Genomic DNA, 17,665 nt, shown 5'->3' on the forward strand with positions numbered 1-17,665 from the left:
AAAATTTTAAATTTAATGTTAAATATTTAATTGTGATACCCTTTAAATTTTGAACTTTATCTTTTAAAATCTCTAATTTTATAATGCTTTTAAACTCAAATCCATATTATAAACAGAGTGTGTTAATGCGCCCGATGAAATAAAATCAACGCCACATTCTGCATATTTTCTAATGGTGTCCTCGTTAATTCCGCCCGAAGATTCTGTTAAACATGCATCACCAATTAAAGCAACCGCTTTTCTAGTGTCTTCGTAATTAAAATTATCAATCAAAATTCTGTAAACACCTTTATTAGACAAAATTTCTTTAATTTCATCTACACTTCTTGCTTCTACAATTATCTTAATATCTATATTTTTTTCTGCTAAATACTCTTTAGTTTTTGAAATTGCAGCTGTAATTCCGCCTGCAAAATCGATGTGATTATCCTTAATCATGACCATATCGTACAAAGCAAATCTATGATTTTCTCCACCTCCAATTTTTACAGCCCATTTTTCTAAAGCTCTAATTCCTGGAGTTGTTTTTCTGGTATCCAACACTTTTGTTTTGGTTCCTTTTAATAAATCAGCAAAAAAAGCAGTTTTTGTAGCAATTGCACTCATTCTCTGCATCGCGTTTAAAACCAATCTTTCTGCCATTAAAATAGATTGCGATTTCCCAGAAACATGAAAAACAATATCGCCATATTTAACTTTTTCTCCGTCATTTATAAAAGTTTCAACTTGTAAATCAGCGTCAATATATTTAAAAACTAGTTTCGCAAATTCAACACCGGCAATTATTCCCTCGTCTTTTACCAATAATCTTGCTTTCCCTTCAGCATCTGCAGGAATACAAGAAAGTGATGTATGATCTCCATCACCAATATCTTCTCGAATGGCATTTTTTATAATGAGGTCTAATTCGTTGTCAAATTGTTCTTTTGATATCATATTTTTTTAATTCTGATGTAAAAATAGCAATGATTTTGAACTTTTAGTCTGTTATAGCGAATTTATGTTTTAAAAACTGATAAATTTGTAGCGCTTAAAGTTATTATAATCAAGAAAATAATTAATTCTCAACTGCGCACGAACAGATCTGAAAAAATGAAAATTAAACTACTGACAATTGGAAAAACAGACAACAAACAATTAATTAAATTAATTGATGAATATCAAAATCGTTTAAAACATTATATAAAGTTTGACTTAGAAATTATTCCTGATATTAAAAATGTTAAGAACTTAAGCGAAGTACAACAAAAAGAAAAAGAAGGTGAATTAATTTTATCAAAATTGCAAAATACAGATGAATTGATTTTATTAGATGATAAAGGCAAACACTTCACTTCTATTGAATTTTCTAAATATTTACAAAAAAAAATGAACTCAGGAATTAAACAATTAGTTTTGGTAATTGGAGGTCCTTATGGTTTTTCTGATGCCGTTTGCAACAAATCTCAAGGAAAAATATCATTATCAAAAATGACTTTTTCCCATCAAATGATACGTCTTTTTATTGTTGAACAACTTTACAGAGGTTTTACGATTTTAAAAAATGAACCTTATCATCATGAATAACCACAAAATCACGTTAAGTATTTAACTTTTGGGAAAGCTTAAATAGCCTTACTAATATTCTAATCAAAACTAATATTGATAGGTTTATTTTTAATTTTTGTTCAAAATATTTTAGCAATTCTTTTTCTACTCATTCCTTTTATTTTTTAAATACCTTCTAAATTCTAAGAAAATTTATATTTTGAGATTGTTTATCTAAAGAATGCCGAGCAAAAAATAATTTATAAAACTCACAATATAAACATACTATACCTAAAAAAACTCAATGAATGCTCTAAGCATTTCCGATTTAAAACCTTTAAAGAAAAAATATTACATCCTTTTTTTATAAAAATTTAAATATTGATTAAACTTTATTTTAAAACCAAAAATACCTTTGATTTTTTTAATTCGTAAAAATCTGTAAAATTCGTGTCTTATCTTTTGTAACTTTGAATCTTTAAAATTTTACAACAAAGAAATAATGAAACTCGTTTTTGCAACCAACAATCTTAACAAACTTGCGGAAGTTCAAGAAATGTTACCAAACTCAATTGAATTATTGAGTTTAAAAGACATCAATTGTTTTGACGAAATTGAAGAAACTGAAACCACTTTAGACGGAAATGCAAAGTTAAAAGCCAATTATATCACACAAAAATTTGGTTACAATTGTTTTGCTGATGATACTGGTTTAGAAGTTGACGGTTTAGAAGGAAAACCTGGCGTTTATTCTGCGCGTTTTGCTGGTGAACCTAGCAATTCTGAAAAAAACATCCAAAAAATATTATCAGAATTAGAAAACAAAACTAACAGAAAAGCACAATTTAGAACTGCTATTTGTCTTAATATTGATGAAAACCAATATTTGTTTGAGGGAATATGTAAAGGGGAAATTTTAACAAGAATACAAGGAGAAAAAGGTTTTGGATATGATCCTATCTTTAAACCTGAAGGGTACAGCACTTCTTTCGCCGAAATGTCATCCGAAGAAAAAAATAAAATTTCTCATAGGGGAATTGCAATTCAGAAATTAGTTCAATTTTTAAAGAAATCTTAAAATTAGGTTTGGAATGCAAGCAACCTAATCTTCATTTATGAAACAGACCAACTACTCAAAACAATTTATTTTTTTATCAGCTTCACTGATCGTTTTGTTTTTTATAAACATTAGTTTAGGCTCTGTTTCAATTCCGTTTAAAGAAATCTTTACGACGTTAATCGGCGGGATTCCTGCAAAAGAAAGTTGGGAAACTATTATATTAAATTTTAGATTACCAAAAGCAATTACAGCTGTTTTGGTTGGTTCTGGATTGTCTATTTGCGGATTATTAATGCAAACACTTTTTAGAAATCCTTTGGCAGGACCTTTTGTTTTAGGTATTTCCTCTGGTGCAAGTTTAGGAGTTGCTTTATTAATTTTAGGTTCATCTATTTTTGGAGGATTTTTACTAAATGCCTCAATCTCTAATTGGTCTTTGCCAATTGCAGCTAGTTTGGGTGCATTTTTAGTTTTATCAGCCGTTATTATTGCCGCTAATAAAGTTAGAAATACCATGTCAATCTTAATTATTGGTTTAATGTTTGGTAGCTTAACATCAGCAGTTATAAGTGTTTTGGCTTATTTTTCTGAAGCTGCTCAAATTCAGCAATATTTATTTTGGAGTTTTGGCAGTTTGGGTAATTTAAGTTGGAATGAAATTAGTGTTTTTGCAATCATTTATTTTATCGGAATTGCGGGAACCGTCTCGGTCATCAAACCTTTAAATAGTTTTTTATTAGGTGAAAATTATGCTAAAAGTTTAGGAATCAATATCAAAAAAAGTAGAAATATTATTTTAGCTATTACCAGTTTATTAACCGGTGTAATTACCGCTTTTTCTGGACCAATTGCTTTCGTAGGTTTGGCTGTTCCTCATATTGCACGCATGCTTTTCTCTACTTCTAATCATAAAATATTAATTCCGTCAACCGCAATTATTGGCGCCATTGTGCTATTAATATGTGATGCGATTGCACAATTACCAACAAGTGAATTTACCCTACCAATAAACGCTATTACATCCCTTTTTGGAGCACCGGTTGTTATTTGGTTGTTGATGAGAAAAAAAAGGATATTTGTATAGATAAAAGAATCAAAGTTACAGCGTATCGGAGCTATAAAAATTATTTCAAATTAGAATGAGAAAAAAATCTGTTGATCCAAAAAAGTTAAACAAATAAAAAATTACAAGATTAAACCACATACTAAAAATACCGTCCTTAAAACCGAAAACTTATCTATAGGTTATCAATCTAAAAAAGCACAAAATATTGTAGCTTCCGCTATTAACTTATCTATTGAAAAGGGGAAATTAGTTACTGTTTTGGGTAAAAACGGAATTGGAAAATCGACCTTATTAAGGACTATTGCTAAAGTCCAAAAGCCTTTAAGTGGCTCGATTTTCATCAATAATAAAAATTCAGAATCCTACAAACATCAAGAACTAGCAACATGTTTGAGCATGGTTCTAACAGAAAGACTTCCAGAAAGTCAATTAACCGTTTTTGAACTCGTTGCATTTGGTAGACAACCGTATACAAATTGGATTGATAAATTATCTGCTATAGATTTAGAAAAAATAACTTGGGCAATTGATGAAACTGAAATAAATCACTTAAAAGACAAACGCTTTTATGAATTGAGTGATGGTCAGTTGCAAAGAGTTTTAATTGCTAGAGCCCTGGCACAAGACACAGAAATTATCATTTTAGATGAACCAACGGCACATTTAGATATGCATCACACTATCAAAATTTTTTCATTACTTAGAAGTTTGGTAGAAAAAACATCCAAAACAATTATTATGTCGTCACATGAAGTAAATTTATCAATCAAATTTGCTGATGAAATTATATTATTTACGGATGATGAAATATTTACGGGAACTCCATCAGAATTGATTGAAAAAAATGCTTTCGATAATTTATTTCCTAAAGAAATTGTTAATTTTAACAGAAATTTACAACAGTTTATCATTAACAAAAAGTAATTTTGAGGATACAGTAACTTATTGTTACTTTTGAAATAATAGTAAAATCAAATCAAACACCTTTTTAATCGATGAAAAAAATACTCTATGCTGCTAGTGCATTGGCTTTTATGGCCTGCGGTTCTAGTAAAGATGCGTCAAAAGAAAACGATGCTAACGCAGATCAAGCTGCAAAATATGCTGCTTCTATTACTGCCAAAGACTTAGGTACTCACTTATTTATTTATGCTTCCGATGAATTTGAAGGCAGAAATACAGGTGAGCCTGGACAAAAAAAAGCAGTTGAATATTTAAAAACCTTTTATATGAATCAAGGTATTGCTTCTGCAATTGGAGGTAATGATTATTTTCAAGAAGTACCCGCAGAATGGTTAAATAAAAATGCACGTGGTGGAACTTTAAAAGATTCAGAGAATGTCGTTGCTTTTATTAAAGGAACAGAAAAACCTGATGAAATTGTAGTAATTTCTGCACATTTAGATCATGAAGGTATAAAAGATGGTGAAATATATAATGGCGCAGATGATGATGGTTCGGGAACTGTTGCTCTTTTAGAGATTGCTGAAGCCTTTAAAATGGCAGCAGAAGCTGGTAAAGGACCTAAACGTTCTATTTTATTTTTACATGTTACAGGTGAAGAAAAAGGATTATTAGGTTCTAAATATTATACTGAAAATCCTTTATTTCCTCTAGTAAACACAGTTTGCGATTTAAATATTGATATGGTTGGAAGAATTGACGAAAGACATAAAGATGACCCAAATTATGTGTATTTAATTGGTTCTGATAAATTAAGTACAGAGTTGCACAACATCTCAGAAGCTGTTAACAAAAAATACATGAATATTAATTTAGATTATAAATATAATGATGAAAAGGATCCTAATCGTTTTTATTATAGATCTGATCATTACAACTTTGCAAAAAATAATATCCCTATTATTTTCTATTTTAACGGTACACATGCAGATTATCACAGACCTACAGATACACCAGACAAAATTAATTACGAATTGTTACAAAACAGAACACGTTTAGTTTTTCATACAGCTTGGGAAGTTGCAAACAGAGAAACAAGAATTGTAGCTGATAAAGCAGTTTTAAAAGAAGAAGCTGAAGAATAAGTTTTTACTTATTCCATATATTAAAACCTCGCATTTGTGAGGTTTTTTCATTTTAATAAAGTAGTTTTCCTTCTTGATTTCTTCACGGAAAAAGAAGAACTTTCCATACAGCTGATGAATCAGGCCATAACCTGTGGAGGTATACTTTGAATATAGCTAGACAATTCATTAAAGGAAATAAAAAATTAGAATCAAAAACTTTTAAGTTTTAAAATCAGAAAAATCACAGGTGTTATAAGTTTAGTAATTTTATTTTTTTAACTTCATAAAGTAATTTTTTTTTAAACAGAAACTATAAATTACCTGCCGCGTCTTCCCGCGTTCATCTCACGAAATTCTTTCATTTTACTAGAAATAATTTCTTGATATGCCATCTTATTAACCTCTTTTCCTTTTGATGGAGCTTCAATTGTTACTTTACCCGAAGTATTCAAAACTAATTCAGAACAAAGAAAAGTAGTTTTATCATAACTTACCTCTAAAATTAAACCCGGAAGTCCCCAGAATTCTTGTGGTCCATGATTTACTGGTATTTGTGTAGAATACCAAGCTTCGATTGCGGTATATGGTATTGCATCTTCTAATGAATCATCTTTCTCTTTTTTTTCTCTATTATTTAACTTGTCCCAAGAAAAAGAGTACCAAGTTAGTTGTTCTGCAGGTATCATAGCAGTGGCTTTAAAACACACGTAATTTCCTATCATTTTTGTATCGTCTCCTAACTTCCATTCTATTGGCTGTAATTTATCTTTTACTAAAAAATCTTTACCATAGAACTCTTGGCTCTGAATTTGAGTATCTGTTACTAAATTTTTATACTGATCACCAGGAGTAAAATATTTACCCCAAGAATCCGTAGCACCAGAAATAGCATCTATTTTGTCATCCTCTTTAAAAAAAGATTCTTGATTATTAAAAGTAAGTGTGTAGGTTTTTTCTAACCTATTCTTCATTCTTGCTTCAATTTGCTTTTTTTGAACTTCCGTTAGTTTTGCGCCCCAATTACCTAAATCCATTTTAGTTTTAGAAATATAAGTAGCTTTTCCTTGAAAATCTTTACTTAAATTCAGCTTATTTTCAGGTTGATTATTTTTCGGAAATATTAGTGATAAGAATAAAAAAGTCAACGTAAAATATACAATTTTCATAAGTTTGTTTTTATCTAGTTTAACAAATTTAAGTAAATATTAGACAAAACGCTTGTTTTATAAAAAGAATTACTAGTTATTTATTCGTAGCTTTCAGGAGCTTTAATTGTACTGCTTCATTTCTTCATCATAAAACTCACCAGCTTTGTTCATTAAATCAGCTAGCTCAGTGGCAATATCTTCTTCATTTTCTCCAGTTAAATCTTCGAACCATTCTACTTCGTCGTCTTTTAAATTGATTAAAAAACGTGGAAACTCTGTGTGTAAGACAAAAATATCTTCAGGAAAGTTGCTGTTATCAGCTAGTAAAAATTTAGGTAAATCCATTTTATTTATTTTTTATTCTTGCCATAAATTCCCGAATTTCAACCTTTTATAATTCTAGAATCTCTGGCTTTTTTTATACTACTCTGTTTTCGAAAAAGGTGTTCTTTTATTTGTGCAAATTAATGAAATTTGAGCCTTGTTCAGGTTTATCTTCTATTAACTTTAAAGTTAACGAATTAAATCTAATAAATAATAAAATTGATGCCGTTGTTAATCCTGCTAATAGGCCAAGCCAAATACCAAAACTACCATACATTTCTTCTTTACCTAGAAAGTAAGAAACAGGAAAACCTACCACCCAATAAGAAATAAAGGTAAGAATTGTAGGTATTTTAACATCTTGTAAGCCCCGTAAAGCGCCCAAAACAACAACTTGAATACTATCTGAAATTTGAAAAAATGCAGCCGCAATTAGTAATTTTGATGCAATAGAAATTACTTCCATATTATCGGTATAATTAACCTTATCATTTAAATCAACATAAATAGTTGGCAAGCTTTTATGGAAAATAAAAAATAGTATCGCAAAAAACGTCGCTAAAATCAATCCTAAAAGAAATATTGAAAATGCAATTCTTCGTAATTCATTAAAATTTTGCAACCCCTTTTGATTACCAACTCTAATCATAGAAGCAACACTTAAACCCATAGCGACCATAAATGTCATGGAAGATAAATTTAATGCAATCTGATTTGCTGCTTGCGGATTTTTGCCTAATAAACCACTTAACCAAATTGCTGATGTAAAAATAGCTACTTCAAAAAACATTTGCATCGCACTTAAAGAACCTAAATTCACAATCTTTTTTATCATTAAAATATCCAAAACAAAGAATTTTATATCTTTTACAATTTGTGCAGAACGCTTTTTGTAACGCAACAAAAACCACAGATAAAAAACCATAACGATTCTAGAAACAAGTGTACCATAAGCTGCACCAACAATACCCATTTCGGGAAATCCTAACTTACCAAATATTAAAACGTAATTTAAAAATATGTTTATAACGTTAGCAAGTAAAGCTGCATACATTGGGTATTTTGTCATAGACATTCCATCACTAAATTGCTTTATAGCTTGGAAAATAACTAAAGGAATTAACGAAAATGCTACCAAATCTAAATACGGAATTGCCAATTCTACTACCTCTTTTGGCTGTTTCATTAAATACATTAATGGTTTCGAAAAATAAATTCCTAGAAACAATACAATGCCCAAACCAGTGCATAAAAACAATCCATTCTTATACGTAGATCTTGCTTGTTTAATATTATCGGATGCGTCTGCTTCTGCAATTAAAGGGGTTATTGCTGTAGAAAACCCTATTCCTATAGACATTGCAATAAACATAAAACTGTTTCCTAAAGAAACTGCTGCCAATTCTGCAGTTCCTAATTGCCCAACCATAATATTATCAATAAAAACAACAAAAGTATGGCCCAACATTCCCAACATTACAGGCGCTGCAAGTTTCCAATTGTATTTAAATTCTGATGTATACTGAGTAATATTCACTTTTATTTTTAATTATGGTTTGCAAAAATACAAATTTGAATCGCTAAAAAACACCTTAAACAACCTATTTTATAAACGAATTTTGACAATTAAATATATTTAAAAAAGTAAAGACTATTATTTTAAACTAAAAATAATATTATATGAGAATAAAAACTGCTATCAACACAAAAATAATTATTTGAGTCCATTTTAGATACAAACCAATATTTTTATTTTCTTTAATTTTTGCGGATATCACTCCTGCTAAAATAGCAATTCCAGAAAAAATGATAAGTGAAACTAACATAAACAACAATCCTAAAACATAAAACTGAAGTACCGTAGAAATACTACCAGAAAACAAAAAGCCTGGAAAAAATGCTAAAAAGAAGATAGACACTTTCGGATTTAAAACATTCATAATAAATCCTTGTTTAAACAACTGTAAAGTAGTTCTTTTTACCACATTATCTTCTGATAAAATAATTGATGCATCGGATTTATAGACTTTAAAAGCTAAATAAATTAAGTAAAATGAACCAAATAATTTAATGGCAAAGAATAAATTTTCTGATTCCTTTATGATTGCTGAAACTCCAAAGGCCAACAAAGTTGTATGAACTAAACATCCTGAAATTAGCCCAAAAACAGTTGCTAAACCAAACTTTTTACCATTTACAATACTTTGTGTTAAAACAAATATATTATCTGGCCCTGGAGAGATTGCTAAAATAGAAGTTGCGAATGCAAAAGATAAAAGAGTTTCTATCATTACAGTAAAAATACACTTTTTTGTACATCCTATTGAAACAAAATCTATTGTTCCTTTCGTTTTTTCAAAGTTTTATAATCTTAGTTTTAGTAATTGATCTGTTTTATCATCAAACTTAAAAACAAATACTAAAACAATTTTGTTTGACACAAGTACTAAAAACCTAAACAAAAATAAGTTCTTAACTCTTAAATATATTACCTTTGTAAAGTAGTTTAATAAATTGAAATTCTAGAGAGAGAATAAACTAATATTTACTTAAATAATTCTTGTTTGCAAATATTATTTTTTCATATTGACTGCTTTCTGAATGGTCATAATAGATAAATGTGCAAAAAAAGAATATTTAATGTTGACAATTTTTTAAAATAAAATATTAATGGGTTTTTTAATCCTTTTTACTACTTGTTGGGCAATGGAGTTCATGACTTGGTTTACACATAAGCTTGTGATGCATGGCTTTTTATGGAATTTACATTCAGATCATCACATGCCAAAAAGAACCCGTTTTTTTGAAAAAAATGATGCTTTCTTCTTGATTTATGCAATTCCGTCTTGGTTGTGTATTATGTTAGGTTCTATTTTTGCCGAATGGACGATTATGTATATTGGTTTTGGAATTTTAGCATACGGAATTGCTTATTTTTTAGTGCACGAAGTATTTATTCACCAAAGGTTAAAATGGTTCAGAAATAGTGACAACACTTATTTAAGAGCCATTCGAAGAGCGCATAAAATTCACCACAAACATATTGGAAAAGAAGATGGAGAATGTTTTGGAATGTTAATAGTGCCTTGGAAATACCTCAAACAAGAACTTAAAAAGGCTACAGCTTAATGAAAAAAGTCATTATTATTGGTTCTGGAATTGCTGGAATTGCATCTGCAATTCGACTGCAAAACAAAGGTTATGTTGTGCAGGTTCTTGAAAAAAACGCCTACCCCGGCGGAAAACTTACACAACTTAAAGGAAATGGGTTTAGGTTTGATGCAGGCCCTTCTCTTTTTACCATGCCTAATTTAGTTACCGAGCTTTTTGAAATTTCTGGCAAGAATCCTTCTGATTATTTCAATTTTGATAAACTAGATATATTGTGTAATTACTTTTATGAAGACGGAACACGTATTTCCGCAAATTCAGATATACAAATTTTTGCGGATGAAATTGAAAAAAAAACTTGTGATTCTGCTGAGAATGTAAAAAAACATCTAGAAAAAAGTCAATTTATTTATAAGGCTACTGAACAACAATTTTTAAACAAATCACTGCACAAAATAGAATCGTTTCTCTCTCTCTCCACACTTGCTTCTATTTTTAAACTTCCTTTTCTGAATATTTTTAGTTCAATGAATCAAGTGAATGAAAAAGCATTTAAAGATTCTAAAACAATTCGATTATTCAATAGATATGCTACTTACAACGGTTCTAATCCATATAAAGCTCCTGGTATTTTAAATATTATTCCTCATTTAGAATTTGGATTAGGCGCTTATTTGCCAAAAGGTGGCATGCACGAGATTACAAATAGTTTGGTAAAACTGGCGAAAGAAATCGGAGTAAAATTTTATTTTAATGAAGAAGTAACGGCTATTGAAACAGACAATAAATTAGCAAAAAGTGTAGTCACAAAGTCAGGAAATTACGAAGGAGATATTATTGTTTGCAATGCAGATATCCATACTGTATATGATAAATTAATTCCGTCAGCAAAAAAACTAGAAACAGTTGATAAACAAGAACGATCAAGCTCTGCTCTTATTTTTTACTGGGGAATTGGCAAAGAGTTCCCTGATTTAGATGTCCATAATATTTTGTTTACTGAGGATTATAAAACTGAATTTAACCATCTTTTTGATTCCAAAACTATTTACGAAGATCCAACTATTTACATCAATATTACAAGCAAACATATTAAAAAAGATGCTCCAGAAGGAAAAGAAAATTGGTTTGTTATGATTAATGTTCCTTCTGTTTATGGTCAAGATTGGGACCACATGATTGCAGTTGCAAGAAAAAATATCTTATCTAAAATCTCCAGAGTATTAGGCGAAAACGTTGAAAAACTTATCGAATTTGAAGAACAATTAACCCCTCAACTTATACAGAATAAAACAAATTCTTTTAAAGGTTCTTTATACGGTACATCAAGTAATACTCGTTTTTCGGCATTTTTACGGCATAAAAACTTCTCTTCTGAATACAAAAATATTTATTTCTGTGGGGGAAGTGTACATCCTGGTGGGGGAATTCCACTGGCGCTTTCATCAGCAAAAATCATTGCTAAATTTATAAAATGACAAAAATAATCTCCTTAGAAAATCGATGGATTGGGCTTTTGCTTTTGTTCTATTTTTTCGGGTTACTCGGCATTTCTTTCGTGCAATATCGAGATTTATTTTTGCCACTTACCCCCTTTAACTTATTACTTACATTAGTAGTTTTTTATAAAGTAAACGAAGATTATAGCAACAAATTTTTAATCCTTTCTTTCCTTATTTTTCTTATCGGATTTTCAGTGGAAGCAATCGGAGTTACTACAGGTGTTTTATTTGGAAGTTATGCTTATGGAGATCTTTTTGGAATCAAAATTTTTGAAACCCCCATTATGATTGGTGTTAATTGGTTGTTTTTAGCACTCAGCACATATGGAGTTGTTCAATACTTCACAAAAAAAGCATTGTGGCTTATTTTAGTACCCCCAGTATTAATGACTTCCCTAGATTTCTTAGTCGAACCGGTTGCCATAAAATTAGATTTTTGGAATTGGGAGAACGAAATTATTCCCTTACAAAATTACCTGATGTGGTTTATTACGAGCATTTTTATTCATGGCTTAATTTACTTTTTTCGCCCTAAAATAAATGCAAAAGTTAGCTTCGTAATTATTGTTAGTCAGCTTATCTTTTTTGGAGTTTTAAATTTGGTTCTGTAATGGATTTTACTGAATTTAATTACTGTAAATTTTTACTTTACCACCAACCAAAATAAATGTGTCTTCAAATTAATTATCATTAGTGTCCGATAAATAATTTTAAAAGCAGGATTTCCATAGTTGGATTTCCTGCTTTATTTATATCTTGATTTTTACCACAAAATTGAGATATGAACAAAAGTACACACTTTAGCGGAACACCAATAATTAAACAGATTTTAAAATATATACCACAAGCAGATATTACTCGGACAGCCAAAATCTATAACAGTGACCGCTACTACAAAAAGTTTAAAACCTACGACCATTTAGTCACGATGCTTTATGCCACAATGAGTGGAGTTTCCTCACTTAGAGAGTTGTCGACCGTTTTATTAGCTTGTGAAGGGCGTATCAGCCATTTAAATCTAAAACATTTCCCTAAGCGAAGTACATTGTCAGATGCTAACAAGAAAAGAACCAGTGAAGTCTTTGGAGCAATTTATTCAAAATTATACAAACGCTACGCTCCATTTTTATCGGACAGCAGTCCATTAAAATCTCCTGTAAAGAATTTAAAAATTGTAGATTCTACCACAATCAGCCTATTTAGTGATATTTTAAAAGGAGTTGGTCGTAATCCTATTACAGGTAAGAAAAAAGGAGGTATAAAGATGCACACAATGATAAATGCTTTGGAAGATGTACCTTGTCTGATACGTTTTAGCAGTGCTGCTACTCACGACCACACTTTTTTAAAAGAGTTAAATTTAGAGAAAGATTCTTTTGTCGTTTTTGATAAAGCATACAATGATTATCTCCAATATTTAGAGTGGACTTTAAATGATATTTACTTTGTAACTCGCCAAAAAGACAATGCTGTCTATAAAAGCATTAAAGAATTTGATTTAGCAGACAAAACAAGTGATGCAATACTAAAAGATGAACTTATATTGATAGAAAAAGACGATAAATCTATTCAAATAAGAAGAGTTGCTTATTGGGATGCTACAAAAGAAAAGGTATATGAGTTTATCACCAATAATGCAGAAATATCTCCAGACCAAGTAGCAGATATATACAAACACAGATGGCAGATTGAAACGATGTTTAAAAGACTCAAGCAGAACTTTCCCCTTAAATATTTTCTTGGAGATAATCAAAATGCAATAGAGATTCAGATATGGTCAGCATTAATCATTCAACTCATCATGCTTGTGATACAAAGAAAAATCAAACGAAAATGGGCATATTCAAATATGGTTTCTGTGATGAGATTTCATCTGATGACCTACATTGATCTGTTTAAATTTCTCGAAAACCCAAACAAACAATGGTGGGAACTCACATCAAAACCTCCAGATATACAACTGCAACTTTTTAAATAGACACCTTGCTAACTCAAAAAGAAAAATATAGAACGTGTTTACTGGGCTCAAAAATGGGTTTAATTAAAATTTGTAGTTTTATCGGACACTAATGATAAATTATATAAAATAGGTTGTTTTAAAAACTTTATATAATCTCACCTATATTTAAATAAAAAACTATGAAGTAGCTAGAATCTCTTTATTAATCTTTTTAATCAAACCTGGGCCTTCATAAATAAAACCAGTATAAATTTGCACTAAATCAGCACCAGCTTTTATTTTTTCCAATGCATCTTTTTCTGAATGAATACCGCCTACTCCAATTATAGGGAAAGATTTGTTAGATTTATCTGCTAAATATTTGATCACTTCTGTACTCTGATTTTTAATTGGCTGTCCGCTCAAACCTCCATTACCAATTTCTTCTAAACGTTCTTTAGATGCTTTTAAATTAACTCTATTCGTAGATGTATTTGAAGCTATTACTCCGTCAATTTTAGTTTCTGCAACTAATTCTATAATTTCATCTAGTTGTTGATGATTTAAATCTGGAGCAATTTTAAGAAGAATGGGCTTCAACTTTGATGCATCAGATAAAGAAAGTTCAATATTTAATTTCTGACAAGCGAAAATCAACTCTAATAAATACGCTTTGTCATTTAATTTTGCATGACTTCCTACATTTGGACAACTTACATTTAACACAAAATAATCTACGTATGGATGCAAACCTTTAAAGCATTCAAGATAATCTGTAGTATAATTTTCTGGCGATGTTTCCGTATTTTTACCAATATTTCCACCAATAATAACGTTGCCTTTATTCTTTTTTAATTGTTGAATGACAACCTCTAAACCTTCATTATTAAACCCCATTCTATTAATAATTCCTTGATCTTCTTTTAAACGAAATAATCTTTTCTTCGGATTCCCAACTTGACCTTTCGGCGTTACGGTGCCAATTTCTATAAAACCAAAGCCAAAATTTGCCAATTCATTATACAAAACCGCATTTTTATCAAATCCTGCAGCTAAACCCACCGGATTTTTAAAAGTCAATCCAAATAAAGTACGTTCTAATTTTTTATCATTGACTTGATATAAAGTTCTAAAAATATTTGAAACCAAAGGAATTTTACATAAAATTCTAATTAAAGAGAATGTAAAATAATGAACCTTTTCTGGATCAAAAAGAAATAAAATTGGCCTTATGATTAATTTATACACTTATGAGGTTTAATTGTTACATTTAAATACTATTATCTTAGAACGGCTCCTAAATTTTTCTCGAAAGTTTGCTGTAACTTTTGCATTATTCCATCTATTTGTTTGTCTTCTAATGTTCTAGTTTCATCTTGTAAAACAAAACTAACTGCATACGATTTTTTACCTTCAGGTAATTTATCCCCTTCATATACATCAAATAAATCTACTTCTTTTAATAAATTTCTTTCTGATTGAAAAGCTAAATTGTATACTTCCTTAAATTCAGTTTTACGATCAATCAACAAGGCTAAATCTCTTTTAACAGATTGAAATTTTGATAATTCTGAAACTTTACTATTTTTATTACTTGATACTTTTAAAACATTTGCCCAATTAAAATCCGCAAATAAAACTTCTTGTTTAATTCCGAATTCCTTCAATATAGAACGATTTACAACTCCAAAATCTACTAATTTAATTTTACCTAAACTTAAAGTGATCCCCTCCGAAAAAATATCCTCTTTAGTTGGTGAAGTTTTTAAATTTTCAATGCCTAATCTACTTAAAACTGATGTCACTACCCCTTTTAAATAAAAGAAATCAGAAATGTTAGCCACTGTCCTCCAAGATTCTTTTGTTCTACTTCCAGTTACAAAAAGTGTTAGATGTTTGTCTTCTTGGTACTTGTCATTGTACTTATGATATGTTTTGCCAAATTCATAAAGTTTTAAAGAATTATTCTTTCTATTTATATTGTAAGAAACAGACTCTAAACCACTGAATAACAAAGACTGACGCATGACACCTAAATCAGTACTTAAAGGATTTAACATCACAACATTTGCCTCTTCCTGTAAGTTTTCTGTTAAGTTTGTATATGCTGCTTTTGTTAAAGAATTTGCCATTGTTTCATTAAACCCTAAGGAGCTTAATTGATTTGCAATAACATTCTCAATCTTAATATCAGTATTAGAATCAAAAGAAATTGAAGTATTTAATTTATGAGAAAACTCAATATTATTATACCCAAAAACACGTAAAATTTCTTCAATAATATCTGCTTCACGCTGAACATCAACTCTGTAAGAAGGAATTGTTAACCCTAACCCGCTTTCTGTTTCACTATTAATTTTAATTTCTAAAGAAGCTAAAATATTCTTAATAGTTTCTTTATCAATCTCTTGCCCAATTAAACGATACGCATTTTCATAAGAAAAGAATACTTGAAAATCTTCAATTTTAACAGGATAAAAATCAGAAACATCCGAAGCCAATTTACCTCCTGCATATTGTTCAATTAACAAAGCAGCCCTTTTTAAAGCATATTCTGTGCTATTTATATCAATTCCGCGTTCAAATCGAAAAGAAGCATCCGTATTTAGAGCGTGTCTTTTTGCAGTTTTTCTGATAGAAACTGCGTTAAAATAGGCACTTTCTAAAAAGATAGCAGTCGTGTTTTCTGTTACTCCAGATTTTAATCCGCCGAAAACACCTCCCAAACAAAGGGGATTGGAATCTGCGTCACAAATCATAATATCGTCTGCAGAAAGCGTTCTTTCTACTCCATCTAAAGTTGTAAACTTAGTGCCTTCTTTTAACGTTTTAACAATAATTTTATTCCCTTTAACTTTCTGAGCGTCAAACGCGTGTAACGGTTGCCCTAACTCATGCAGCACATAATTTGTAATATCTACAATATTATTTTTTGGCGTAATTCCGATGGCTTTTAATCTATTTTGAATCCATTTTGGAGAATCTTTTACAGTAATATCTGTAATTGAAATTCCACAATAACGAGGTGCTAATTCTTTGTTTTCAACTTCTACATCAAAACGCAACGTTCTTTCATCCACATGAAAATTACTGACAGAAGGAGAAATCAATTCTAATTTATTTCCTTTTTGAATTAATCCTGCTCTTAAATCTCTAGCAACGCCAAAATGACTCATCGCATCAGATCGGTTTGGAGTTAAACCAATTTCAAAAACGTAATCTGTTTCTATTTTAAAAACTGCTGCTGCAGTGGTTCCTTCTTTTATATTTTCATCTAAAACTAGAATTCCGTCATGACTCGTTCCAATACCTAATTCGTCCTCGGCACAAATCATTCCATGACTTTCTTCTCCTCTAATTTTACCTTTTTTAATTATAAAACCTTCGCCTTTATTATCATATAAAGTTGTGCCAATGGTAGCAACAGGTACTTTTTGACCAGCAGCAACATTTGTAGCACCACAAACAATTTGTAAAGGTTTCCCATCACCTAAATCGACGGTAGTTATTTTCAATCTGTCGGCATTTGGGTGTTGTATGCTAGTTAAAACTTTACCAACTATGACGCCTTTTAAACTTCCTTTTATAGATTCTTTCGTTTGGATACCTTCTACTTCTAAACCTAAATCGGTTAATAATTCACCTATTTTGGTAGCTTCCTCGCTAATTTGCAAAAATTGTCGTAACCAATTATATGATATTTTCATTTGTTTTTTTAAACATTTTAATGCTGCAAATTTAAAGTTTTTTATCAACTTAATTAACACAAAATCCCATTTAAAAATGTTTATAATTTATTGTGCTTACCAAGATTATTGAAAATTTAATAAATGAGGTTTTTTATTCTGATAATCAGATTTTTAGTATCCCTTTATTATGAAATTGAAACATCAAAATAATTACAAATAAGTACTCATGGCAATCTATTAAAAATGTAAAGCAAAAAATAATTGTGGTT

Annotated in this window: 16 protein-coding genes; 9 read left to right on the top strand and 7 right to left on the bottom strand. The window is 29.9% G+C overall.

What is annotated here, in order from left to right:
- Nucleotides 1–78: 78 nt before the first annotated feature.
- Nucleotides 79–936 (bottom strand): carboxylating nicotinate-nucleotide diphosphorylase, encoded by an 858-nt coding sequence (gene nadC, locus BST83_RS08155; RefSeq protein WP_104809355.1) that lies wholly within the window; start codon nt 934–936, stop codon nt 79–81.
- Between the two features lie 156 nt (nt 937–1,092).
- On the opposite strand from nadC, the gene rlmH reads away from it, so the two are divergent.
- From rlmH to BST83_RS08180, 5 genes are all read left to right on the top strand, one after another.
- The gene (rlmH, locus tag BST83_RS08160; protein ID WP_104809356.1) at nt 1,093–1,566 is read left to right on the top strand and encodes a 23S rRNA (pseudouridine(1915)-N(3))-methyltransferase RlmH; all 474 of its coding nucleotides are present in this window, start codon (nt 1,093–1,095) and stop codon (nt 1,564–1,566) included.
- A gap of 463 nt (nt 1,567–2,029) precedes the next feature.
- Entirely contained in the window at nt 2,030–2,605 is a 576-nt protein-coding gene (locus tag BST83_RS08165; RefSeq protein ID WP_104809357.1) for a non-canonical purine NTP diphosphatase, read from the top strand.
- Nucleotides 2,606–2,642: 37 nt separating this feature from the next.
- Nucleotides 2,643–3,671, top strand: coding sequence for a FecCD family ABC transporter permease (locus tag BST83_RS08170; RefSeq protein WP_104809358.1), 1,029 nt, complete (start codon nt 2,643–2,645; stop codon nt 3,669–3,671).
- 201 nt (nt 3,672–3,872) lie between these two features.
- Nucleotides 3,873–4,577, top strand: coding sequence for an ABC transporter ATP-binding protein (locus BST83_RS08175; RefSeq protein WP_367889192.1), 705 nt, complete (start codon nt 3,873–3,875; stop codon nt 4,575–4,577).
- A gap of 71 nt (nt 4,578–4,648) precedes the next feature.
- Entirely contained in the window at nt 4,649–5,701 is a 1,053-nt protein-coding gene (locus tag BST83_RS08180) for a M28 family metallopeptidase (RefSeq protein ID WP_104809360.1), read from the top strand.
- 299 nt (nt 5,702–6,000) lie between these two features.
- On the opposite strand, the gene BST83_RS08185 is transcribed toward BST83_RS08180, so the two are convergent.
- The 4 genes from BST83_RS08185 to BST83_RS08200 form a co-directional block, all read right to left on the bottom strand.
- Nucleotides 6,001–6,849: a GLPGLI family protein gene (locus BST83_RS08185; protein WP_104809361.1), complete on the bottom strand. Its 849-nt coding sequence runs from the start codon at nt 6,847–6,849 to the stop codon at nt 6,001–6,003.
- 102 nt (nt 6,850–6,951) lie between these two features.
- On the bottom strand, nt 6,952–7,176 hold the full coding sequence (locus BST83_RS08190; RefSeq protein WP_104809362.1) for a DUF8828 family protein: 225 nt from the start codon (nt 7,174–7,176) through the stop codon (nt 6,952–6,954).
- A 106-nt stretch (nt 7,177–7,282) separates the two neighbouring features.
- Complete coding sequence (locus BST83_RS08195; protein ID WP_104809363.1) at nt 7,283–8,692, bottom strand: MATE family efflux transporter; 1,410 nt, start codon at nt 8,690–8,692, stop codon at nt 7,283–7,285.
- Between the two features lie 139 nt (nt 8,693–8,831).
- Entirely contained in the window at nt 8,832–9,446 is a 615-nt protein-coding gene (locus BST83_RS08200) for a LysE family translocator (protein ID WP_104809364.1), read from the bottom strand.
- Between the two features lie 379 nt (nt 9,447–9,825).
- On the opposite strand from BST83_RS08200, the gene BST83_RS08205 reads away from it, so the two are divergent.
- From BST83_RS08205 to BST83_RS08220, 4 genes are all read left to right on the top strand, one after another.
- Nucleotides 9,826–10,284 (top strand): sterol desaturase family protein, encoded by a 459-nt coding sequence (locus BST83_RS08205; RefSeq protein WP_104809365.1) that lies wholly within the window; start codon nt 9,826–9,828, stop codon nt 10,282–10,284.
- Entirely contained in the window at nt 10,284–11,744 is a 1,461-nt protein-coding gene (crtD, locus tag BST83_RS08210; RefSeq protein WP_104809366.1) for a 1-hydroxycarotenoid 3,4-desaturase CrtD, read from the top strand. Before BST83_RS08205 ends, crtD begins: the two co-directional genes overlap by 1 nt.
- Nucleotides 11,741–12,379, top strand: a complete 639-nt coding sequence (locus BST83_RS08215; RefSeq protein WP_104809367.1) for a carotenoid biosynthesis protein — start codon at nt 11,741–11,743, stop codon at nt 12,377–12,379. The genes crtD and BST83_RS08215 overlap by 4 nt, the downstream gene beginning before the upstream one ends.
- Nucleotides 12,380–12,549: 170 nt before the next feature.
- Complete coding sequence (locus BST83_RS08220) at nt 12,550–13,746, top strand: IS4 family transposase (RefSeq protein ID WP_104808119.1); 1,197 nt, start codon at nt 12,550–12,552, stop codon at nt 13,744–13,746.
- 159 nt (nt 13,747–13,905) lie between these two features.
- On the opposite strand, the gene BST83_RS08225 is transcribed toward BST83_RS08220, so the two are convergent.
- The gene (locus BST83_RS08225) at nt 13,906–14,955 is read right to left on the bottom strand and encodes a quinone-dependent dihydroorotate dehydrogenase (RefSeq protein WP_104809368.1); all 1,050 of its coding nucleotides are present in this window, start codon (nt 14,953–14,955) and stop codon (nt 13,906–13,908) included.
- 32 nt (nt 14,956–14,987) lie between these two features.
- A complete protein-coding gene (gene pheT, locus BST83_RS08230) occupies nt 14,988–17,414 on the bottom strand; it encodes a phenylalanine--tRNA ligase subunit beta (RefSeq protein ID WP_104810825.1) in 2,427 nt (808 codons plus the stop codon).
- Nucleotides 17,415–17,665: the final 251 nt, after the last annotated feature.

Source organism: Polaribacter filamentus, assembly GCF_002943715.1.
Taxonomy (GTDB): domain Bacteria; phylum Bacteroidota; class Bacteroidia; order Flavobacteriales; family Flavobacteriaceae; genus Polaribacter; species Polaribacter filamentus.